Raw genomic sequence first — 18,631 nt, forward strand, 5'->3', positions numbered from 1 at the left:
GGCGCCAGGTCTCCGGCTGGGAGGCGATCTCCACGGCGGTGCGGGTGGTGGTCATGCCGATCTCCTTGCAAGAAAAGTGCGCGATATTGATGGAAGTTGCTTGAAGACGGATTCATTCAAGCAGAAACATGCATCCCCTTTCCAGATCCCACGCCCGCCGGTGGCCCCGACCGGCCGCGTGCACGAGCGGGGCGGCCGTGCGGTCGTGACCCCGGCGGAGGGACGGATCATGCCCACGCGCGGACGTCGGAACACCCTCCTGGAGCCACTCGCGGCCCCGCCGCCCGACGTCCGACCCGCCACCCGGGGCCCGCCTCGTCGATCTGACGCCGATTCATTGGTCTCTTCGTGGACCAATTCAGAGCTTGGCTTCTCAGGTCCCGCATGTATTCATCGAGTAATTACCGCACAGCTGTATACCTTTAAGCTCTCCTCCCCCATCATGTCTCCGACGTGCCACCAGGGCACACCGTGACAGGAGAGGCGGGGCATGATTCCCATCAGCCGCAGGGGGTTCGTCGGGATCGGCGCGGGGCTCGTGGCGGGGGCCGCGCTCCCGTCGGCGCGGGCGTCCGCCGCCGCGAGCGCCGCGACCGGCACCCTCGCCGACGTCCGGCACGTGGTGATCCTCATGCAGGAGAACCGCAGCTTCGACCACTACTTCGGCACCCTGAAGGGCGTGCGGGGCTTCGGCGACCGCGCCGCCGGCAACCTGCCCGGCGGTTGGGGCACGTTCAACCAGCCCAACTGGGGAGGCCGCCAGTACCCCTGGAAGCTCAGCGCCACGCCACCGGCCGGCGGCGTGGACGGCGAGACCCTCGCACAGTGCAACGGCGACCTGCCGCACAGCTGGACCTCTCAGCACGCCGCCTGGAACAAGGGGCGCCTCGACAACTGGGTCACGGGCGTGGGCAACACCCGGACGCTCGGTCACCTCGACCGCGGGGACATCCCGTTCCACTACGCGCTCGCCGACCACTACACGATCTGCGACGCGTACTTCTGCTCGACGCTGAGCGCCACGGGCCCCAACCGCACGTTCCTGTGGAGCGGGAAGGTCGACGCCTCCAGCAAGGACGGCGGCGACGAGTCGGGCCTCACCTGGGAGACGTACGCCGAGGCGCTCCAGCGCGCCGGCGTGAGCTGGAAGGTCTACCAGAACGCCCAGGACAACTACGGCGACAACGGCCTCGCGTACTTCAAGAAGTTCACCGACGCACGGCCCGGCGATCCGCTGTACGACCGGGGCATGGGCTCGGTTCCGAAGGTGACGGGCTCGACGCCGGACGACATCGCCGCGGCGATCCGCGCCGATGTCGTCGCGGGGACCCTGCCGCAGGTGTCGTGGGTGGTCGCGAACGAGGCCTTCTCGGAGCACCCTTACGCCCCTCCGGGGGACGGAGCCCACTTCGTCGACCTCGTCTACCGTGCCCTGGCCGCCGATGCCGAGGTGTTCGACTCCACGGTGCTGTTCCTCAACTACGACGAGAACGACGGCTTCTTCGACCACGTGCCGCCGCCGGTCGCCCCTCCGGGCACGGCGGGCGAGTACCTCGACGGCGTGCCGATCGGCCTGGGCTTCCGCGTCCCGATGATCGTCATGTCCCCGTGGACCCGGGGCGGATGGGTGAGCTCCGAGGTCTTCGACCACACGTCGGTGCTGCGCTTCCTGGAGAGCTGGACGGCGGCGCTCGGCACCCCGGCCACCTGTCCGAACATCAGCGCCTGGCGGCGGAAGGTCACCGGCGACCTGACCGGGGTCTTCGACTTCGCCCACCCGGTGTACGGAGTGCCCGCCGGCCTTCCGTCCACGGCGAAGGTGATCGGGCAGGCCACCTGCGGCCCGCTGCCGAACCCGGCGCCGCAGAACAACGCGCTGCCCGCCCAGGAGTCCGGCACCCGCCCCGCGCGCGCCCTGCCGTACCAGGTGAACGGCAACCTCGACCGCTTCGAGTTCGGCGCCGCGGGCAAGATCCTCGCCTGGTTCTCCATGACCAACCGGGGCGCGGAGGCCAAGCGGTCGGCGCACTTCTCGATCCACCCGCACCAGTACCGGGACACCGCCGCCTGGCAGTACACCGTCGATCCCGGCGGCACGGCCACCGACTACTTCAACATCGGGCTCGGCTCGGGGTCCGGGAAGTACGACATCTCGATGATGGGCCCGAACCGCTTCCTGCGCCGCTTCATCGGGGACGCCTCCAAGGCGGGCAAGGCCGTCGAGGTGGCGGCCCGGTTCGCACCCGAGTCGGGAACGGGCAGGACGGCCCTGTGGTTCACGATGACCAACTCCTCGGCCGGGCCCGTCACCTTCACGATCCGCTCGAACGCCTACCGCTCGGACGGCCCGTGGACGTACACGGTTCCGGCGAACTCCCGTCGCGAGGACTTCTTCAACGCGGTGGCGTACAACGGCGGCTGGTACGACTTCACGATCACCGCCGACATCGACGGGAGCTGGTCGCGCCGGTACACCGGCCACATCGAGACCGGAGCCCCGAGCGTCAGCGGCTGACCCCTCCCCCGCGCGCCGGGCGGCAGCGGCCTTCCGGTCACCGCTGCCGCCCGGCACCGGGCGGCACGGCATCAGCGCCCGGCGTGCGCGGCGCGGCGGACCGTGGCGTCGAGGAGGGCCACCGCGTCGGCCCCGGTGCGGCCGGGGGCCCGGTTCCACGGCCCGATCAGCCCCTGCCACCCGCGTGACCGCAGCTCGGTCATGACCCAGGCGGCCGCCTCGTTCATGGTGTCGGCGCTGCCGTAGCCGAGCCGGTGGGCGGCGAGGAGGGCCCCGCAGACGCACCGGGCGCCGCGTGCGTCCCGCAGCTTGTACGGGGCGTTCTGCCAGCCCCATTCCGTCAGCACCAGGCGCGCGTAGCCGAGGTGGACCGAGGGGCGGAGCTCGGCCTGTCCGATGCGGCGCCAGGTGTGCAGCCGGTCCGGCAGCACGGCGCCGAGCCGTCCCGGGATGCGGCGCTCGACGGGGAGCTCCGGGGGCAGGGCGGCCAGGGCGTCGGCCACGAGCCGGTCCACCGGCACGCTGAGCAGGGCCCGCCAGCCCTCCTCGACCGGCGGCGACTCCTGGGGGGCGGTCCAGTCCGTGACGATCCGCTGCCAGGTGGCGCTCTCGAAGAGGGCGGCCGCCTCGCGGTCGAGGGCGTCGGGGCTGAGCAGGGAGGCGGAGGGCGGCATGGGGATGTCTCCTGGGTCGACTCCCCCCATCCTTCAAGATGGAATGTCGGTTTTGCCGCTTTCACCCTCACGCGGAGAGTCGTCGACCTCGCGACACCCCTCGCCTTCTCGGCGAACAACTCATCACATGAATTATCACCCCATTCACCCATGAAAGGAACTACATACCAAATAGGACATTCCGCTTCGCGTGACGCGACTCACTCGCACGGCTCGACGATTCTGCGGCCTTCTCCCCCGCCCCGTACCGGGCAAGGAAGTTCGACGCCCACCGGACGGCGTCGATCTTGAATCATCCGAATTCCGTGATCCATTTCCGCATACCCGGGACCCTCTCCCCTTGTTATCCGTCGCATTACTGGCCTACGGTCACCTCCATTCGAGCGGAACGCCCAATCCTGCCGCCGCTCGGTAAAACTCCCTTTTCACCCGACGGCAGGAGCGGGGGACCCACGAATACGCCGGTCCGGAATCCGGAACGGCTCGGGGTGAAGCCGCGTGCGCGCGGCCGGACATCTCCCGTCCGAACCCGACAGCTCACCCCGCAGGCGCCGGAGAGGAAACCGTCATGCCTGCTCACGGTAAGCACCGCCGCCCCCGCCGCAGCCCCGTCTCCCGGGGCCTCGCCCTGGTCGGTACGGGTGGCGCCGCACTCACCCTGCCGCTCATCGCCCCGGCCGTCGCCGGCGCCGCGCCCGTGTCCGGCGCCCCGGAGATCGCCGCCCAGTCCCTCGCCGCTCCCGCCGCGCAGACCGCCGCCAAGGCCCCCGCCGCCCCGGCCACCGTGCGCACGTACACCGTCGTGAGTGGTGACTCGCTTTCCCTGATCGCCCGCAAGAAGGGAATTCGGGGGGGCTGGAAGAGCCTTTACAGCGCCAACAAGAGCGTCGTGGGTGACGACCCGTCACTCATTCACCCCGGTCTCGAACTGACGATTCGTCGGGATTCCGCCAAGGCCGCCCCCGCCCAGCCGAAGGCGAAGAAGTCCGCCACGACCGAACGGGCGAGCCGCTCCGAGCGCCGGTCGGCCGCTCCCGCCGTCGCCACCGGCACGGGCGCCTCCGCCGCGCAGGCCGTCCCGGCCGTCGCCGCCGCCCCCTCCGCCGGCAAGGCGGCCCCCGCCGCCGCCACGAACTACGCCGACAACCTCGACGGCTGGATCCGGGAGTCCCTGGCCATCATGGGCCAGCACGGCATCCCCGGCTCCTACGACGGGATCCTCCGCAACGTCATGCGCGAGTCGTCCGGAAACCCCCAGGCCATCAACCTCTGGGACTCCAACGCGGTCGCCGGCACCCCCTCCAAGGGCCTGCTCCAGGTCATCGAGCCGACCTTCCTCGCCTACCACGTGCCCGGCACGTCCATGGACCTGTTCGACCCGGTCGCCAACATCACCGCCGCCTGCAACTACGCGGCCGACCGCTACGGCTCCATCGACAACGTCAACTCGGCGTACTGACCCCCTGCCGCCGGAAGTGCTCGGCGAACCAGGAGGTGGCGAGGTCCGCCACCTCCTCCAGGGCGCCCGGCTCCTCGAAGAGGTGGCCGGCGCCGCCCACCACGGCGAGCCGGTTCTCGCAGCGCAGCAGGGCCAGGGCCCGTCGGTTGAGGTCCAGGACCACCGCGTCCGCGCCGCCCACCACCAGGAGCGTCGGGGCGCGCACCCGTGCCAGGTGCTCGGCCGCGAGGTCCGGCCGGCCGCCCCGCGAGACGACGGCGCCCACCGGGGAGGCGGGGTCGGCGGCCGCCCACAGCGCGGCGGCCGCGCCCGTGCTCGCGCCGAAGTACCCGAGCGGGAGCCCCGCGCTCCCGGGCCTCCCGGCCAGCCACTCCGTGGCCCCGGCGAGCCGCCCGGCGAGGAGCGGGGCGTCGAAGACGTGCTCCCGGTCCTCCGCCTCCGTCTCGGTCAGCAGGTCGAAGAGGAGCGCCCCGAGACCCGCCCGGTTGAGCACCCCGGCGACCGCCCGGTTCCGGGGACTGTGGCGGCTGCTGCCACTGCCGTGGGCGAACAGGACGATGCCGCCGGCGTCCTCGGGCACCGCGAGCCGTCCGCCGAGGGTGACGCCCCCGGAGACCGTGATCCGCACCTCCGTGTCCTGCACGACGGGGTCCCGGGCGGCCCTGCTCCGGTCCAGGCAGGCGATGACCTCGGCGTCCGGGGTCTGTGAGAAGTCCCCGTAGAACTGACCGATCGCGAAGAAGAGATCCGGCGCGTGCACACTGACGGTCTCGTCGGCCTCGCCGCCGACACGGGCCGTCCAGCCCCGCGGTGCCACCGGGACGGCGAGGACGATCCGGGCGGCGCCCCGGGCCCGGACCACCCGGCAGGCCGCCAGCGCCGTGGCCCCCGTCGCCAGCCCGTCGTCGACCACCACGACCGTCCGCCCGTCGAGGGGCACGGTGGACCGGCTGCCCCGGTAGCGCCGGGCGCGCTGGTCGAGCTCGGCGTGCTCGCGCTCCTCCACCGCGGCGAGGTCGCGGCCGCCCACACGGGTCTCGCGGAGCACCCGCTCGTTGAGCACCCGTACGCCTCCCTCCCCGAGCGCCCCCATCGCGAGTTCCGGCTGGTTCGGCACGCCGAGCTTCCGTACCAGACAGATGTCGAGTGGCGCGTCGAGGGCGTCGGCGACCTCCGCGGCCACCGGCACGCCGCCCCGTGGAAGCCCGAGGACCACGACGTCATGGCCCTTGAGGTGGTCGAGCCGGGCGGCGAGCTGTCGCCCCGCGTCGGTGCGATCGCTGAAGAACATGGTCCGCCGCCCTTCCGCCGGTGCGCGGCTCGGGCGCGGGGAGGAACGGAGTGCCCCGTCCCCTGCCCGTCCTTCCAGGGTAGACGGCCCGCCCCGGTCGACAGGCGTCGCCGACGGAGGCCCGGACGGCGCTCCCGCCCGGACGACGGGCCCGCTCGGTCAGCGGGACTGCAGGGCGTCGAGGGCCACGGTCTGGGCTATGGCGAGCCGGCGGTCGAGCTCCGGGTCGGCTATGTCGAGCACGTACCGGTCCCGGATGTCGAAGAGCTTGTCGACGGACATGACGGTCCGCCCGTCCTCGACGAAGTCGAAGTGGTACGGCACGACGAACGGGACGAGGTCGACGAAGGGCAGGAAGTCCCAGGCCCGCCTCAGCAGCGCCACCGCCCGGTTCCGCTCCTGCCCGGTCGCCTCCCGCTCCTCCCCCTCCCGGCTCAGGTGCCAGGTGCTCCGCAGCAGGGACGCGCCGAAGTCCTTCCGGAAGCCGCCCAGTCGGGTGCCGGACGCGCCGACCACGTCGTACGTCGCGCCGAGGTCGACGATCTGACGGGCCTTGAAGGTGAAGAGGACCTGGCGCCGGGACTCGTCGGTGTAGAAGGTGATGCGCTCCTTGAGCGCCATCCTCTTCTGGTGGGCGAAGGCGACGAGTTCGCCCTCCTTGCCGTCCGGTCCGGCGGTGTGCACCAGGTAGCGGTTGGCCATGGGCGTCACCTTCTGCCGGACGAGGAAGCGGTGTTGCGACTGTGCGAGGCCCATCGGTCGTGCTCCTGCCGGTCGTGGACGGTCCCTGGAAGACCGCCCCCTGAGGTCGTGAGCACGATGATCCGTTGCCGAGGGGCCCCGCCGCTGTCCTCCAAAGTCGTCGGCTCCGTCGACCTTCGGATGACCCCCGGACGGCCTGCGGACAGCCTGCGGACGAGGCCGGAACCCGAAGGCGGGAAAGGGGTCGAGGAGGGAGCCGAGGACGAGGCCGAGATCGGGATCGGGATCGGGGCCGAGGAGCTCAGGCGCCGAGGAAGGCCTCGATGGCCTCGGCGAGGGCCTGTGGGGTCTCCTCGGGAGCGTGGTGACCGGCGTCCTTGAGGACTTCGAGGCGGGCGTGGGGATACCAGCGCAGCCACGTGGCCTCCATCGCCTCGGACCCGAGCGCGGGGTCGTGGGCGCCGACGACGAGCAGGACGGGCGTGGGGTTGTCGCGGACCCGCTCGTGGAAGTCGGTGCGGGACCAGGAGTCCAGGTAGGCGCGGAAGGCCGTCGCGGAGGAGCGGGTGACGGAACGGTCGACGAGTGCGCTCAGCCACGCGTCGTCGTAGCGCCCGCCGGTGGTGTTGTCGATGATCGCCCGCCGGTGGGCCGGTTCGTCGGCGGCCCCGGCGAAGAGCTCCCAGGTCTCCCCGTCGAGCGGGAAGCCGGCGGCGGAGACCGGGGAGACGCCGATGATCGAGCTGATCCGGTCAGGGGCGTCGAGCAGCATCAGCTGGGCCGCCTTGCCGCCCATCGAGTGTCCGATGACGGAGAACGAGTCCCAGCCGAGGTCGTCGGCGACCGCGAGGGCGTCGGCCGCGACCTCCTCCATCGTGTACTCGCCCGCGTGGTCGAGGGCGTCGCCGTAGCCCCGGCAGTCGACGAAGGCGTACGTGCCGAGGGCGGCGTCCAGGTGGGCGCGCAACGGGGCGAAGCTGGTGCGGTCGCCGAACCAGTTGTGCAGCACGAGGGCCCTCCCGGGGCCCTCGCCGTGTACGTCGTACGGAAGAACCTGCCCCGTCATCGTGCCCCCTGCTCGCGAGGTCGTGCGCCGCGCGCCGACGGCGGCGGTCGACGACCGAGTGTGACGGCGCGGACGCAACGGGTCAACACCATCGGGCGGGGCGCGCGGGAGCGCGCCGACTCCGGGGCGGGAGGACACCACGGCGGTCCGGGGTGGGGAGGCGGCTCCCTGGGACCGGGCCGCGGGGTCTTCACGTCCGTCCGGCGGGCGGGCCGCGGGTGCTTTCGCGTCCCTCCGGGAACGGGGGGATGCTGGCTGTGTGACCTCGCACGGCACGTCCGGCCCCGGCCCGGCGGGCGGCACCGGGAGTCCGTCCGGGAACGGAGCCGACAACGGGCCCGCCTCCCGTGCGCTCACATGGGCCCTCTCGGAGGCGGCCCTCGCGGCGGTGGAGGAGGTCGGCGGCTACGCGGGCGGGGTGTACCTGCGCTCCGGGACCCCGGGGCTGCTGCGACTCGCGGTCCTGGTGGGACTGCCGGGGCCGCTGTTCCGGCCGTGGTGGCGGATGCACGCGAACCGGCCGTTCCCCGTGGCGGAGGTGCACCGCTCGGGCCAGCCCGTCCACCTCGCCGACGTCGAGGAGGCCATGCGACGCTTCCCCCAGCTGGTGGCGAGCCTGCCGTTCCCGTTCGCCTCGCTGTACGCGCCGGTGGTCGCGGGCCGTGAGCGCTTCGGCGTGCTCGTGGCGCTGCGGGCGCCGAGCCCGGGGGTTCCGGTGGACGCGCGGGACCGGAGACGGATGACCGGGTCTGCGCTCCGCCTCGGTGAGGCCCTGGCCGAGCTGGCCGGGCGGGGGACGGAGGTCGAGTGGCCCGGGGATCCGGTGTGCGTGCAGCTGCCCACCGGTTCGGGACCGCCGGTCCGGTTCGGTTCCTTCACCTGGGACCTGGACACGGGCACGGTCGCGCTGGACGAAGGACTCCTCGCCGTCCTCGGCGCGGGCGTGTCCTCGCCCTGCTCGATCGAGGTGCTGACGTCCCTCCTCGACCCCGAGGACGGGTACGCGCTGTGGGCGGCGGCCCGGCAGGCGACGGGGACGGGCGGGCGGCCGTCGGTCCGCAGGATCCGGCTGAGGGGGCCGGACGGCGGTCTCCACCTCCTCGAGGTGTCCGCGCGTGCGCGGCGGGCCGCGCCGGGGGCGGGAGCCACCGGCGGCGGCCGGCTGGAGGGGACGCTCGTGGACCTCGGTACGGGGCTGATCGGCTCGGACGCCACGGACCGGCTGCCTCGGGCCATCCTGGCCGTCGACCGGCTCGGCCGCGTCACCTACCTCAACGAGCAGACGGAGCATCTGCTGGGCCGGCCGCGGGGGGTGCTGGCGGGGCGGCCGTTGTGGGAGGCGCTGCCCTGGTTCGATCATCCCTTCCACGAGGAGCAGTTGCGCTCCGCCCTGCTGTCCGGCGAACCGGTGCGCTTCCTGGCCCGTCCGGAGCGGGGCCGGTGGCTGTCGGTGTCGCTCCACCCGGGCCGGGACGGGGTGACGATGGTGCTGACCCCTCAGGAGGACCCGGCGCTCCTCGCTCCGGCGGCGAGCGAGCGGCGAACGGACGAGCGGCAGGCGGACGAGCGGCAGACGGACGAGCAGCAGACGGACGAGCAGCAGACGGACGAGCAGCAGGCGGACGAGCACCAGGCGAGCGCGGGGCGGACGGACGGACGGCGGACGGACGACGTCCTGTCGGCGCCGGGCGACCGGGCGGCGATGCTGTACCGGCCGGTGGCCCTGGCGATCGCGCTCTCCGGGGCGGTGACGGCGCGCCAGGTGTCGGCGGTGGTGACGGAGGAGCTGCTGCCGGCCTTCGGCGGACGGCAGCTGGCGATCTACCTGCTGAGCGACCGACGGCTCTACCTGGCCTGGGAGACGGGTTTTCCGCCGGGTTTCCTCGAACCCTTCGACGGCGTGGCCCTGGACTCCCGGGTGCCGGGTGTGGAGACCCTGACGACCGGCCGACCGCTCTTCTTCGAGTCCATGGAGCAGCTGGGCCGCGCTTATCCGGACCTCCCGATGGACGCGCACTCGGGCGCGCGGGCCTTCCTCCCCCTGATCGCCTCGGGCCGGCCGGTGGGCTCCTGCATCCTCGGTTTCGACTCGCCCCGCGGCTTCGGTCCGGAGGAACGGACCGTCCTCACGGCGCTGGCGGGGCTGATCGCGCAGGCCCTGGAGCGGGCGCAGCGGTACGACACGGAGGCGGCGGTCGCGCGGGGGCTGCAGGACGCGCTGCTCCCGCACCGGCTGCCGGTGCGGGAGGGGGTGGAGACGGTGGGCCGTTATCTGCCGGGGACGCAGGGCATGGAGGTGGGCGGCGACTGGTACGACGTGATCGAGACCGAACAGGGGCGGCTCGCGCTGGTCATCGGCGACGTGCAGGGGCACGGTGTGGCGGCAGCGGCCACCATGGGGCAGCTGCGCAGTGCCGTCCGGGCGTTCGCGCTGGGGGGACATCGGCCGCAGGACGTGATGCGCGGCACCAACCGGCTCCTGATCGATCTGGATCCGGGGCAGTTCGCGAGCTGCTGCTACGTACTGCTCGATCCGGAGACGGGTGACGTGCGGGCGGTGCGGGCGGGGCATCCGCAGCCGCTTCTGCGGATGCCGGACGGCACGGCGCGGCCGGTGGAGCTGGCGGGCGGGATGGTCCTGGGGGTCGACGCCCGGGCGTCGTATCCGGTGACGCGGTTCCGGCTGGCTCCGGGGGCGGTCCTCGCGCTGTTCACGGACGGCCTGGTGGAGCGGCCGGGCCAGGACATCGACGAGGGGATCGGGCGGCTGGCCCGTGCCTTCGCCGCGACGGGCGCGCTGCCGCTCACGGAGACGGCCGACCGGCTGATCCGGGAGGCCAGGGCCGCCACGTCCCGCCCGGACGACATCGCGCTGCTGCTCGCGGCACGGTGGACGGACAGCGGTTGAGCCGGGCGCGGGGCGTCACCCGGTCGGGCCCGTGGCGCTGGTCGGGGGCCGTGCGGCCGGGGAGGCTGGGGGTGCCGTGCCGATCAGGCCGGACGAGTCAGGGCAGCAGCCCGAGGAGGACACGTGCAGCAGGACAAGCAGCCCGACTACCGCCCCGTGGTGTTCCGTGACCGCTCGGCGGGGTACGCGTTTCTGACCCGGTCCACCGCGACCAGCGACCGGACCATCGAGTGGGACGACGGCGAGACGTATCCCGTGATCGACGTCGAGATCTCGTCCGAGAGCCATCCCTTCTACACGGGCAAGGCGCGGACCGTGGACTCCGAGGGCCGGATCTCCCAGTTCGAGCGCCGCTACGGCGAGGGGAAGTGAGGCCGTCCGGAAAGTGAGGCCGCCCCGAAGCCGCCCCAGAGCGGGCCGTGGGGAGTCCGTCCGTGAAACCGTTCAGGAGACGGCCGGTTCGCCCTCCAGGCTGAGGTCACGAAGACGGTGGGGCACGCGCGCTCCGCCACGGGCTCCCTGGGGGGGACAGCTGTGATCGTCGTGACCGGAAACGTCGGACGACCGCTGGTGGAGACGCCGGCCGCGGCCGACGGGGAGGTCACGGCGGTGAGCCGCCGTCCGACCGAGGGGCTGCCCGCCGGTGTGACGCACCGGCAGGGCGATCCGGCCGATCCTGACGGGGCCGGTCGCGGTCTCGCCGCGTGAACAGGTGCGGGCGCCGGCCGAAGCGCTGGACGTGCCGGTGGAGTTCGTGGCGCAGAGCGCGGACGAGGCCCGGTCGCAGTCGGTGCGGTTCCTGCCGGAGGAGACCGTCGACGGGATGCTGTCGGTGACGGGCGAACCCCGCGCGGACGAGGGGCGGGTGAGCCCCGACGTGGAGCGGGTGCTCGGGCGGGCGCCCCGGCCCTTCTCGGCGTGGGCGGTGCGGAACGCGCCTGGCTCCGCCTGAGGCACCGGGATTCAGGAGGCACGGCGAGCTCAGGAGGCACCGGGACTCAGAGGCCACAAGGAGCTCAGGAGCCACGGCGGCCTCAGGGACCACGGCGGGCTCAGGAGCCACGGCGGGGCGGGGACACGCGTCCGGGGGAGCGCGTTCCCCGCCCGACCGGGTGGGCGAGCGAGGGCACCGGGCCCTCTGCTCCGCCCGGAGGGGCGCTTCGGCCCACAGGGGTGGTTCGGCCGGAGAGGCGATCAGGCCTTCACGATGCCGGACTCGGCGACCTCGATCTTGGCCTTGGTGGCGCCGGAGCCCGAGCCGAGGGACTCGATCTTCTTGACCAGGTCCTGGCCCTCGACGACCTCGCCGAAGACGACGTGCTTGCCGTCGAGCCAGTCGGTGACGATCGTGGTGATGAAGAACTGCGAGCCGTTGGTGTTCTTGCCCGCGTTCGCCATCGACAGCAGGAACGGGCGGTCGTGCTTCAGCTTGAAGTTCTCGTCCGGGAACTTCTCGCCCCAGATGCTCTTGCCACCGGTGCCGTTGCCGTTGGTGAAGTCGCCGCCCTGCAGCATGAAGTTCGGGATGACGCGGTGGAACGGGGAGCCCGCGTAGCCGAAGCCCTTCTCGCCGGTGGCGAGCGTGCGGAAGTTCTCCGCCGTCTTGGGAACGACGTCGTCGAACAGCTTGAAGGTGATGCGGCCCGCGGGCTTGCCGTCGATGTTGATCTCGAAGTAAACGTTCTCGTTGCTCATGGGGACATCCTGTCATTACTCACGCACGGCGCGCGCACGGGCCGCCTCCTCCCGGGTCACGGCGCGCCGGTGCCCCGCGCTCCGTCGGGAACGCGGGGCACCGGCCGCCACCTGGGACGCGGCGTCAGAGCAGCCCGCCGCCCTGCTGGTTCTGGAGGGCGCCCTCGGCGCCCTGGACGGTCTCGTGGAGGACGGTGGCGGTCTGGTCGTCCTGGAGGAGGCCCGTCGTGCCGGCGAGGGGGGTGTCGGCGGCGCTGGCCTGCGGCGGCGGGGTGACGAGGGCGGTGACGACGCCTGCGGCGAGGGAGGCGATGGCGAGCATGCTGCGCTTCTTCATGCCCTGGTCAACTGCCGAGAGGGCGTCGGGTTACGGCCGGCCGGGCTCGGATTCGTCCGCGGACGTCACCGGCCGCCGCCGACGGGCCCAGACGAGCAGCAGCAACGAGGCGGCCGCCGCGAGGGCGCACCAGGTGGAGACGAACTCGGTGCGCCACAGGAGGGCGCAGACGGCCGCTCCGAGGCCGGTGAGGAGGCCCAGGACCCGCAGGAGCCGGTCGCGGGCGAGGAGCAACGCCCCGACGGTGGCGAGCAGGTATCCGGCGAGGACCAGCGGCGCGTGCGGCAGGTCGACGGCGTAGCCGAGGGTGTGGCCCCGGATCTCGGCCGAGACGGGGCGGACGGCGAGGCGGTGCGCGAGGACGGAGGCGGTCACGAGGCCGGCGGCGAGCGGCACGAACAGGGGCGGCCGGTCGGCGGGACGGGCCGCGGCGAGGACCCCGAGGGGCACCCAGAGGGCCAGCAGGGGGAGGGCGATCACGGCCCAGACGAGGGTGGCGGTCCCGGTTCCGCCACCGGCGTGCCAGACGGCGGCCTCCAGGGCCTGGTGGGCGCCGAGGAGGAGGGGCAGGGCGGCGAGCGGCGCGTCCCCGGGGCGGCGTACGGAGGCCAGGGAGGCGACGCCGACGGCACCGATCCCGAGGCCCGCCCAGAGGTCGGCGGTCGCGCTCCAGCACATGGAGAATTTTTACCCCATATACGGCGAAACGGGTGGAACCGTATCGTTGGGGTGGGTGTCTCTGCCAGTGACACCACTGTCCCCGGAACAGCGGAAATTGGGGGACGTCATGCATCACCGCCACACCCTCGCGGCCGTCGCCGCGGGAATCCTGCTGACCGCCGGAATCGGCGCCACGGTCCCGGCGGGCGCGGCCGCCGCCCCGCACCCGAGCGCCTCGACCCCGGCCACGGCCCTGGTCGTCAACGCCCGCTGGGGCTGCCACGCCGCCTTCGACCGGCTCGTGATCGACGTACGGGGCGCCATGCCCCCGGTCACCGTCCACCAGGCCCGTTCGCTCCACTACGACGGATCGGGAAACAGGGTCCCGCTCGCGGGGAAGTACTTCCTGGAGATCAAGCTCTCCCCCGCGGCCGCCCACGACGACGCCGGACGGTCCGTGTACCGGGGACCCCGGCTGCTGAAGATCCACCTCCCCGCGCTCAAGGGGGTCGCGCTGACCGGCGACTTCGAGGGCGTGGTCGGCATCGGAGCCGCCTTCGACAGCAAGCCCGGGTACAAGACCTTCCGGCTGCACTCGCCGGAGCGCTTCGTCGTCGACGTCGCCCACCCGACGGTGGGCTGCCGGGCCTGAGCGCACGGGTCGGGGCCCGTCCCGGTGGACGGGCCCCGTGCTCACGTCCCGGTGGGTCCGCTCTCCACGTACACGGTGGGCCCGGTCCTTCGCGCCCGGTCGATCTCGGCGAGACGGGCGAACTCGCGCGGGTTCATCTCCCGCTCCCACTCGTCCAGGGTCCGCAGCCGGTACTCGCTGTGTTCCTCGGGGTCGAGGACGACGGCGTCGATCTGTTCGTCCGTCAGCTCGCCCCCGTCGAAGATGAAGCCGATGTGGTTGGCCGGCCAGTCCGCGCCCCGGTCCGTGACGAAGTGGGCGGCGAGGAGGCGCGGCTCGCCGGTGAAGACGATCCCGGTCTCCTCGTGGCACTCGCGCACGGCGGTCTCCCAGGGGGTCTCCCCCGGGTCCATGTTGCCGCCGGGCCACTGCCACGGCTCGGTCTGGTAGGCGGCCCGCAGCTGGAAGGGGCGGCCGGCGGTGTCGGTGAAGTAGAGGCAGGCGTACGCCGTCGCTCTCGGCAGCGTGTCGACGTACTCGGCGGGCGGCAGCCAGGTGTTCGCCATGGGCGGCTCTCTCTCGACGGACCGGATGGGTCGCCTCCATCCAAGCGGTGCGGGACGGGCCGGCCGGCGCCTCACGAGTGGATCACCGGATCGTGTGAGCACCGCCGGGCCGTCAGACGGCGGAGACCAGGCCCGCCTCGTACGCGATGATCACGAGCTGTACGCGGTCGCGGGCGTCCAGCTTGGCGAGCAGCCGGGTGACGTAGGTCTTCGCGGTGGCGACGCTGATGTGCAGCGTCCCGGCGATCTCGGTGTTGGAGAGGCCGCGTCCGACGAGGGTGAGGACCTCGCGCTCGCGGTCGGTGATCCCCTCCGTGCCGCGGCGGGGGCGGCCGGGCGCCGGATCGGCGGGTACTCGCTGGGCATGCGGCAGCGGCTCGGCATCGCCGGGGCGCTGCTCGGCGACCCGCCGGTGCTGTTGTTCGACGAGCCGCTGAACGGCCTCGATCCGGAGGGCGTGAAGTGGGTGCGCGGGGTGTTCCGGCGGCTGGCGGCGGAGGGCCGCACGGTCTTCGTGTCGAGTCACCTGATGACGGAGACGGAGCACACGGCGGACGAGTTGGTGGTCATCGGCCGGGGCGTGCTGATCGCGGCGGAGAGCCTGTCCGGGTTCGCCGCGCGGGGCAGGCGCCCGAGCGTGACGGTGGGCACGCCGGAACGGGCGCGCCTGACGGCGCTGCTGCTCGGGGAGGGCGCGGAGGTCGAGGAGGAGGCCGGTCTGCTGACGGTGACCGGGATCTCGGCGACCCGCGTCGGCGAACTGGCCCTGGAGCACCGGGTGCTGCTCGACCGGCTCGCCCCCCGTACGGCCTCCTTGGAGGAGGCGTTCATGGAACTGACCGCCGACAGCGTCGAGTACCCGGCAGGAGACGCCCGATGACGACCCTCGATGTTCCCGTGGCCCCCGTGCCGGAGCCCCGTGCCCGTTTCCGCGACCTGGTGGGGTCGGAGTGGCTGAAGCTGTGGTCGCTGCGCTCGACGGGCTGGTCGCTGCTGCTCGGCGCGCTCGTCGTGGTCGCCTTCAACTTCGGCACCGCCTGGGACCACTACCGCTACTGGTTCCAGTACGACGAGGGGAGCCGGGCCGCGTTCGTGGCGAACGACATGGCGCTGTGGGACGCCTTCACGTACAACGCGGCGCTGGTCCTGGTCCTCGCCTCGGCCGCCATGGGACGGTCGCGGTGGTCGGCGAGTACGGCAGCGGGATGATCCGTACGACGTTCACGGCGGTACCGGCACGGGGTGCGCTCATGGCGGCGAAGGTGCTGGTCGTGGCGGTGGCGCAGACCGTGTTCGGAGCGGTGGCCGCCCTCGGTTCGTTCTGGTCGACGCAGGCGATGCTGTCGACCCGGGGCATCGGGCTGCCGATCACCCATCCGGGGGCGTCGCGCATCGTCGTGGCCTCGGCTCTCCTCGCCCCCGTGTGCGCGGTGGCCGGGATGGCGGTCGGCGCGCTGCTGCGGAGGGCCGCGGTCTCGATCGTCGGCGCGGTGGTCCTGCTCCTGCTGCTGCCCGCGGTGCTCTCGGACCGGCGTCACCTGACGGCGGTGCTCGCGCACGCGACGCCGCTGCACGCCTGGCAGCGGCTCGCGGACGCGGGACCGCCCGCCGGGGGACTGTTCCCCTGGTCGGCGGGCGGTGCGTGGCTGGTGCTCGTGCTGTGGGCGCTGGGCGGAACGGCGGTGACGGTCCTCGCGGTGCGGGGCCGGGACCAGTAGGGGTCACCGGGGGCGCCGCAGCCGGCGGCGGACGAGGTGCTCGTGGACCAGGCGCCCGACGAGGGCGCCTCCGTACACGACGAAGCCGACGCCGACGAGCCAGGACTGGAGGACGAGGACGGTGCCGAACTGGCCGTAGGTCACGGCGTTCGAGGCGATCAGCGGGGAGAAGACGAGCTGCGAGAAGACCCGCAGCCCGAGCAGTCCGAGGGCGGTGAGCACGGCGCCGGGGGCGAGGGCGCGCCAGCGGATGCGGCCGCAGAGCAGGAAGCGCTGGGACCACCAGAAGAAGAGGAAGGTGCCGAGGAGGTCGCCGAGGGCGACGAGGGCGGTGACGCCCACCGGCGCGTTCTCGGGTGCGGGGAAGGCGACGAAGAGCAGCAGGGACGCGACGAGGACGGCGAGCCAGACGACGTGCCGCCACATGGTGTGCCAGCGGGCGGTGGGGAGGTCCCAGACCCGCTCGTACCCGGTCTGTACGGCGGATCCGAAGGTGACGCCGAAGGCGGCGAGGGCGGCGAGGCCGAAGGCGGTGGTGCGCTGCAGGGCCTGTCCGGGCTGGCCGAAGAGCTGCTCGACCTCCTCCTGGGAGACCTCGGTGACGCCGAGGCCCTGGACGAGCCAGCGGGCGAAGCCGTGGCCGCTGGCGAGGTCGGCCGCGGCGATGACGATGAGCAGGGGGACGAGGGTGAGCAGGCTGAGCGCCGCGAAGCCCATGGCGCGGTGCATGAGTTCCATGGCCCGGCCGCGGTTCCAGGCGAGGCCGACCGAGGAGGTGAGGACGCGCGCGTGGAGCCGTGCGAACCAGTGGCCGTGTTCGGCGGGGGCACCGTCGCGCGGCGGACCGGGTGTGGGGGGCATGCCTGGTGAGGTACCCGGCGGGGCGCCGGGACATCTCAGGGGTGGGGCCGAACGGGTGGGCGGCCCCGGCCCGGCTCACCGGGCCCGGAGCGGGCGGGCGCCGGGGCCGGGGCGGGCGGTGACCTCGCGGGCGGTGAGCACGGCCCGTTCCTCGCCCTCGCACTGGACGACGACGCGGACGGGGGCGCCGCAGTCGGTGTGACGGACGTCGAGGACCGGTCCCTCGGGGTCGGGGGCATGGGTGTCGCCCCACTGCTTGAGGGCGAGGAGCACGGGCCAGAGATCGACGCCCTTGCGGGTGAGCCGGTACTCGTGGCGGGTGCGGGCGCCGGGGTCGCGGTAGGGCTCGCTGCGCAGGACCCCGGCGGCGACGAGCTTGCGGAGGCGGTCGGCGAGGACGGCTTCCGAGAGGCCGAGGTGGTGGCGGAACTCGTCGTACCGGCGGACGCCGTTGAAGGCCTCGCGCAGGATGAGCAGGCTCCATTTCTCGCCCACGACGTCCAGGGCGCGGCGGACCGGGCAGTTCTCCGTATCCGTCTCCAGCCAGTTCATCCGCCCACTCTAACCATCTGACTCTGTCGTTGACAGTCAGCCGGCACGGAAGCTAGCTTCGGCATACAAAGTCAGACGGTGAGCGAGTGGAGTGGTGATGGGGCGTTCACGCACGGTCGAGTGGGAGGACGCCGGGGCCACGGCGCGTGCCGGGATGTCGATGGCGGGCATCGACTTCCTGCGGGAGATGGTGGCGGGCCGACTGCCCGGACCGCCGATCGCCGCCCTGCTCGGCTTCACCCTGGAGGAGGTCGAGCCGGGACACGCGGTGTTCGTGCTCGAACCGGGCGAGGAGCACTACAACCCGATCGGAAGCGTGCACGGCGGGGTCTACGCGACCCTGCTCGACTCGGCCGCCGGCTGCGCGGTGCACAGCACGCTCCCGCGGGGCACGGCGTACACCTCGCTCGACCTGTCGACCCGCTTCCTCCGTCCGGTCACGATGGACACGGGCAAGGTCCGGGCCGTCGGCGCGGTGCTGTCGCAGGGGCGCCGCACGGCACTGGCGGAGGCGCGCCTGTACGACGCGGAGGACCGGCTCCTCGCCCACGCGACGAGCACGTGCATGCTCTTCCCGGTTCCCTCGTAGCCTTCGGACCCGGGGAGGTTCAGCGGGCGCCGGGGACCGGGAGGGTGCGGGTGCAGCCGTCCGGGGCGACGTCGGGGACGCCGTTGCCCTGGAGGGCGGCGCTCACCAGGGTGGCGAGCAGGTCGATGTCCGATCCCATGTCCAGACGGACCGTCACCCAGCCCGATCCGGCCCGCAGCCGGACCGCGCTCGATCCGAGGAGGGCCGGGCGCAGCTTCGCGACCATGGCGCGCGTGAGGTGGACGTCCGCCTCGTGTTCGCCGTGGAAGTGGACGATCTCCTGCGTCCCGGTGCCCAGCCCGAGCTCCGCGCCGCAATGGGCGCGGCCGGGGGTCAGCGAGGGCCAGCTCATCAGACGTTCACTGGCATGCCTGGCCGTGTTCATACGAGGAGCGTGCCGGGCCCCG

General features: G+C 73.0%; 21 protein-coding genes, 2 pseudogenes and 1 riboswitch. Of the genes and pseudogenes, 11 read left to right on the top strand and 12 right to left on the bottom strand.

The features are described 5' to 3' along the window. The first annotated feature begins 490 nt into the window (after positions 1 to 490). Positions 491 to 2,515 carry a phosphocholine-specific phospholipase C gene (locus ACZ66Z_RS25500; RefSeq protein ID WP_469937657.1) on the top strand — a complete coding sequence of 675 codons (2,025 nt, stop codon included), beginning with the start codon at positions 491 to 493 and terminating at the stop codon, positions 2,513 to 2,515. A 71-nt stretch (positions 2,516 to 2,586) separates the two neighbouring features. Here the strand turns inward: ACZ66Z_RS25500 and ACZ66Z_RS25505 are convergent, their stop codons facing one another. Then, positions 2,587 to 3,189, bottom strand: coding sequence for a DUF6197 family protein (locus tag ACZ66Z_RS25505; protein ID WP_469937659.1), 603 nt, complete (start codon positions 3,187 to 3,189; stop codon positions 2,587 to 2,589). A gap of 407 nt (positions 3,190 to 3,596) precedes the next feature. Next, positions 3,597 to 3,755, top strand: a riboswitch (cyclic di-AMP (ydaO/yuaA leader). Between the two features lie 2 nt (positions 3,756 to 3,757). On the opposite strand from ACZ66Z_RS25505, the gene ACZ66Z_RS25510 reads away from it, so the two are divergent. Further along, positions 3,758 to 4,648, top strand: coding sequence for a LysM peptidoglycan-binding domain-containing protein (locus ACZ66Z_RS25510; RefSeq protein WP_469937661.1), 891 nt, complete (start codon positions 3,758 to 3,760; stop codon positions 4,646 to 4,648). Here ACZ66Z_RS25510 and ACZ66Z_RS25515 read toward each other — a convergent pair. The 3 genes from ACZ66Z_RS25515 to ACZ66Z_RS25525 form a co-directional block, all read right to left on the bottom strand. Further along, a complete protein-coding gene (locus ACZ66Z_RS25515; RefSeq protein WP_469937663.1) occupies positions 4,632 to 5,939 on the bottom strand; it encodes a phosphoribosyltransferase family protein in 1,308 nt (435 codons plus the stop codon). The genes ACZ66Z_RS25510 and ACZ66Z_RS25515 overlap by 17 nt on opposite strands. 159 nt (positions 5,940 to 6,098) lie before the next feature. Next, positions 6,099 to 6,695, bottom strand: coding sequence for an LURP-one-related family protein (locus tag ACZ66Z_RS25520; protein ID WP_469937665.1), 597 nt, complete (start codon positions 6,693 to 6,695; stop codon positions 6,099 to 6,101). A 247-nt stretch (positions 6,696 to 6,942) separates the two neighbouring features. Next, positions 6,943 to 7,707: an alpha/beta fold hydrolase gene (locus ACZ66Z_RS25525; RefSeq protein ID WP_469937667.1), complete on the bottom strand. Its 765-nt coding sequence runs from the start codon at positions 7,705 to 7,707 to the stop codon at positions 6,943 to 6,945. A 259-nt stretch (positions 7,708 to 7,966) separates the two neighbouring features. Between ACZ66Z_RS25525 and ACZ66Z_RS25530 the strand changes: the two genes are divergently transcribed. From ACZ66Z_RS25530 to ACZ66Z_RS25545, 4 genes are all read left to right on the top strand, one after another. Further along, on the top strand, positions 7,967 to 10,615 hold the full coding sequence (locus ACZ66Z_RS25530) for a SpoIIE family protein phosphatase (RefSeq protein WP_469937669.1): 2,649 nt from the start codon (positions 7,967 to 7,969) through the stop codon (positions 10,613 to 10,615). 123 nt (positions 10,616 to 10,738) lie between these two features. After that, a complete protein-coding gene (locus tag ACZ66Z_RS25535; RefSeq protein ID WP_469937671.1) occupies positions 10,739 to 10,987 on the top strand; it encodes a type B 50S ribosomal protein L31 in 249 nt (82 codons plus the stop codon). A 162-nt stretch (positions 10,988 to 11,149) separates the two neighbouring features. Next, positions 11,150 to 11,323 carry a hypothetical protein gene (locus ACZ66Z_RS25540; protein WP_469937673.1) on the top strand — a complete coding sequence of 58 codons (174 nt, stop codon included), beginning with the start codon at positions 11,150 to 11,152 and terminating at the stop codon, positions 11,321 to 11,323. Positions 11,324 to 11,327: 4 nt separating this feature from the next. Continuing rightward, a complete protein-coding gene (locus ACZ66Z_RS25545; protein WP_469937675.1) occupies positions 11,328 to 11,567 on the top strand; it encodes a hypothetical protein in 240 nt (79 codons plus the stop codon). A 242-nt stretch (positions 11,568 to 11,809) separates the two neighbouring features. Here the strand turns inward: ACZ66Z_RS25545 and ACZ66Z_RS25550 are convergent, their stop codons facing one another. The 3 genes from ACZ66Z_RS25550 to ACZ66Z_RS25560 all read right to left on the bottom strand — a co-directional run bounded on the left by ACZ66Z_RS25550 (position 11,810) and on the right by ACZ66Z_RS25560 (position 13,325). Continuing rightward, complete coding sequence (locus tag ACZ66Z_RS25550; protein WP_469937677.1) at positions 11,810 to 12,310, bottom strand: peptidylprolyl isomerase; 501 nt, start codon at positions 12,308 to 12,310, stop codon at positions 11,810 to 11,812. A 124-nt stretch (positions 12,311 to 12,434) separates the two neighbouring features. Next, entirely contained in the window at positions 12,435 to 12,647 is a 213-nt protein-coding gene (locus ACZ66Z_RS25555) for a hypothetical protein (RefSeq protein WP_469937679.1), read from the bottom strand. Between the two features lie 30 nt (positions 12,648 to 12,677). After that, positions 12,678 to 13,325 (bottom strand): DUF6629 family protein, encoded by a 648-nt coding sequence (locus tag ACZ66Z_RS25560; protein WP_469937681.1) that lies wholly within the window; start codon positions 13,323 to 13,325, stop codon positions 12,678 to 12,680. Positions 13,326 to 13,434: 109 nt separating this feature from the next. Between ACZ66Z_RS25560 and ACZ66Z_RS25565 the strand changes: the two genes are divergently transcribed. Then, positions 13,435 to 13,959: an AMIN-like domain-containing (lipo)protein gene (locus ACZ66Z_RS25565; RefSeq protein WP_469937683.1), complete on the top strand. Its 525-nt coding sequence runs from the start codon at positions 13,435 to 13,437 to the stop codon at positions 13,957 to 13,959. 41 nt (positions 13,960 to 14,000) lie between these two features. On the opposite strand, the gene ACZ66Z_RS25570 is transcribed toward ACZ66Z_RS25565, so the two are convergent. Together ACZ66Z_RS25570 and ACZ66Z_RS25575 are read right to left on the bottom strand one after the other, a co-directional pair. Then, the gene (locus ACZ66Z_RS25570; protein ID WP_469937684.1) at positions 14,001 to 14,504 is read right to left on the bottom strand and encodes an NUDIX domain-containing protein; all 504 of its coding nucleotides are present in this window, start codon (positions 14,502 to 14,504) and stop codon (positions 14,001 to 14,003) included. Positions 14,505 to 14,616: 112 nt separating this feature from the next. Then, positions 14,617 to 14,826: pseudogene (locus ACZ66Z_RS25575) on the bottom strand (response regulator transcription factor); the annotation flags it as partial. On the opposite strand from ACZ66Z_RS25575, the pseudogene ACZ66Z_RS25580 reads away from it, so the two are divergent. From ACZ66Z_RS25580 to ACZ66Z_RS25590, 3 genes and pseudogenes are all read left to right on the top strand, one after another. Then, a pseudogene (locus tag ACZ66Z_RS25580) lies at positions 14,827 to 15,384 on the top strand (AAA family ATPase); the annotation flags it as partial. Then, on the top strand, positions 15,381 to 15,713 hold the full coding sequence (locus ACZ66Z_RS25585) for a hypothetical protein (protein ID WP_469937686.1): 333 nt from the start codon (positions 15,381 to 15,383) through the stop codon (positions 15,711 to 15,713). The pseudogene ACZ66Z_RS25580 and the gene ACZ66Z_RS25585, both read left to right, overlap by 4 nt. After that, entirely contained in the window at positions 15,710 to 16,222 is a 513-nt protein-coding gene (locus tag ACZ66Z_RS25590; RefSeq protein ID WP_469937688.1) for a hypothetical protein, read from the top strand. The genes ACZ66Z_RS25585 and ACZ66Z_RS25590 overlap by 4 nt, the downstream gene beginning before the upstream one ends. A 3-nt stretch (positions 16,223 to 16,225) precedes the next feature. Here the strand turns inward: ACZ66Z_RS25590 and ACZ66Z_RS25595 are convergent, their stop codons facing one another. Together ACZ66Z_RS25595 and ACZ66Z_RS25600 are read right to left on the bottom strand one after the other, a co-directional pair. Beyond that, the gene (locus ACZ66Z_RS25595) at positions 16,226 to 17,083 is read right to left on the bottom strand and encodes a YhjD/YihY/BrkB family envelope integrity protein (RefSeq protein ID WP_469937690.1); all 858 of its coding nucleotides are present in this window, start codon (positions 17,081 to 17,083) and stop codon (positions 16,226 to 16,228) included. A gap of 75 nt (positions 17,084 to 17,158) precedes the next feature. Beyond that, positions 17,159 to 17,635, bottom strand: a complete 477-nt coding sequence (locus ACZ66Z_RS25600) for a winged helix-turn-helix transcriptional regulator (protein WP_469937692.1) — start codon at positions 17,633 to 17,635, stop codon at positions 17,159 to 17,161. Between the two features lie 97 nt (positions 17,636 to 17,732). On the opposite strand from ACZ66Z_RS25600, the gene ACZ66Z_RS25605 reads away from it, so the two are divergent. Next, positions 17,733 to 18,224, top strand: a complete 492-nt coding sequence (locus ACZ66Z_RS25605) for a PaaI family thioesterase (protein WP_469937694.1) — start codon at positions 17,733 to 17,735, stop codon at positions 18,222 to 18,224. 19 nt (positions 18,225 to 18,243) lie between these two features. On the opposite strand, the gene ACZ66Z_RS25610 is transcribed toward ACZ66Z_RS25605, so the two are convergent. Next, the gene (locus ACZ66Z_RS25610) at positions 18,244 to 18,609 is read right to left on the bottom strand and encodes a luciferase domain-containing protein (protein ID WP_469937696.1); all 366 of its coding nucleotides are present in this window, start codon (positions 18,607 to 18,609) and stop codon (positions 18,244 to 18,246) included. Between the last annotated feature and the right edge of the window lie 22 nt (positions 18,610 to 18,631).

The organism is Streptomyces sp. NPDC107498, assembly GCF_055582805.1.

Excerpts from the sequence above, each read along its gene's own strand:
- ACZ66Z_RS25570 (WP_469937684.1), bottom strand. The coding sequence starts at position 14,504 with ATGGCGAACACCTGGCTGCCGCCCGCCGAGTACGTCGACACGCTGCCG.
- ACZ66Z_RS25585 (WP_469937686.1), top strand. The coding sequence starts at position 15,381 with ATGACGACCCTCGATGTTCCCGTGGCCCCCGTGCCGGAGCCCCGTGCC.
- ACZ66Z_RS25590 (WP_469937688.1), top strand. The coding sequence starts at position 15,710 with ATGATCCGTACGACGTTCACGGCGGTACCGGCACGGGGTGCGCTCATG.
- ACZ66Z_RS25605 (WP_469937694.1), top strand. The coding sequence starts at position 17,733 with ATGGGGCGTTCACGCACGGTCGAGTGGGAGGACGCCGGGGCCACGGCG.
- ACZ66Z_RS25525 (WP_469937667.1), bottom strand. The coding sequence starts at position 7,707 with ATGACGGGGCAGGTTCTTCCGTACGACGTACACGGCGAGGGCCCCGGG.
- ACZ66Z_RS25505 (WP_469937659.1), bottom strand. The coding sequence starts at position 3,189 with ATGCCGCCCTCCGCCTCCCTGCTCAGCCCCGACGCCCTCGACCGCGAG.
- ACZ66Z_RS25500 (WP_469937657.1), top strand. The coding sequence starts at position 491 with ATGATTCCCATCAGCCGCAGGGGGTTCGTCGGGATCGGCGCGGGGCTC.
- ACZ66Z_RS25515 (WP_469937663.1), bottom strand. The coding sequence starts at position 5,939 with ATGTTCTTCAGCGATCGCACCGACGCGGGGCGACAGCTCGCCGCCCGG.
- ACZ66Z_RS25510 (WP_469937661.1), top strand. The coding sequence starts at position 3,758 with ATGCCTGCTCACGGTAAGCACCGCCGCCCCCGCCGCAGCCCCGTCTCC.
- ACZ66Z_RS25560 (WP_469937681.1), bottom strand. The coding sequence starts at position 13,325 with ATGTGCTGGAGCGCGACCGCCGACCTCTGGGCGGGCCTCGGGATCGGT.
- ACZ66Z_RS25565 (WP_469937683.1), top strand. The coding sequence starts at position 13,435 with ATGCATCACCGCCACACCCTCGCGGCCGTCGCCGCGGGAATCCTGCTG.
- ACZ66Z_RS25520 (WP_469937665.1), bottom strand. The coding sequence starts at position 6,695 with ATGGGCCTCGCACAGTCGCAACACCGCTTCCTCGTCCGGCAGAAGGTG.
- ACZ66Z_RS25595 (WP_469937690.1), bottom strand. The coding sequence starts at position 17,083 with ATGCCCCCCACACCCGGTCCGCCGCGCGACGGTGCCCCCGCCGAACAC.
- ACZ66Z_RS25600 (WP_469937692.1), bottom strand. The coding sequence starts at position 17,635 with ATGAACTGGCTGGAGACGGATACGGAGAACTGCCCGGTCCGCCGCGCC.
- ACZ66Z_RS25555 (WP_469937679.1), bottom strand. The coding sequence starts at position 12,647 with ATGAAGAAGCGCAGCATGCTCGCCATCGCCTCCCTCGCCGCAGGCGTC.
- ACZ66Z_RS25550 (WP_469937677.1), bottom strand. The coding sequence starts at position 12,310 with ATGAGCAACGAGAACGTTTACTTCGAGATCAACATCGACGGCAAGCCC.
- ACZ66Z_RS25610 (WP_469937696.1), bottom strand. The coding sequence starts at position 18,609 with ATGAACACGGCCAGGCATGCCAGTGAACGTCTGATGAGCTGGCCCTCG.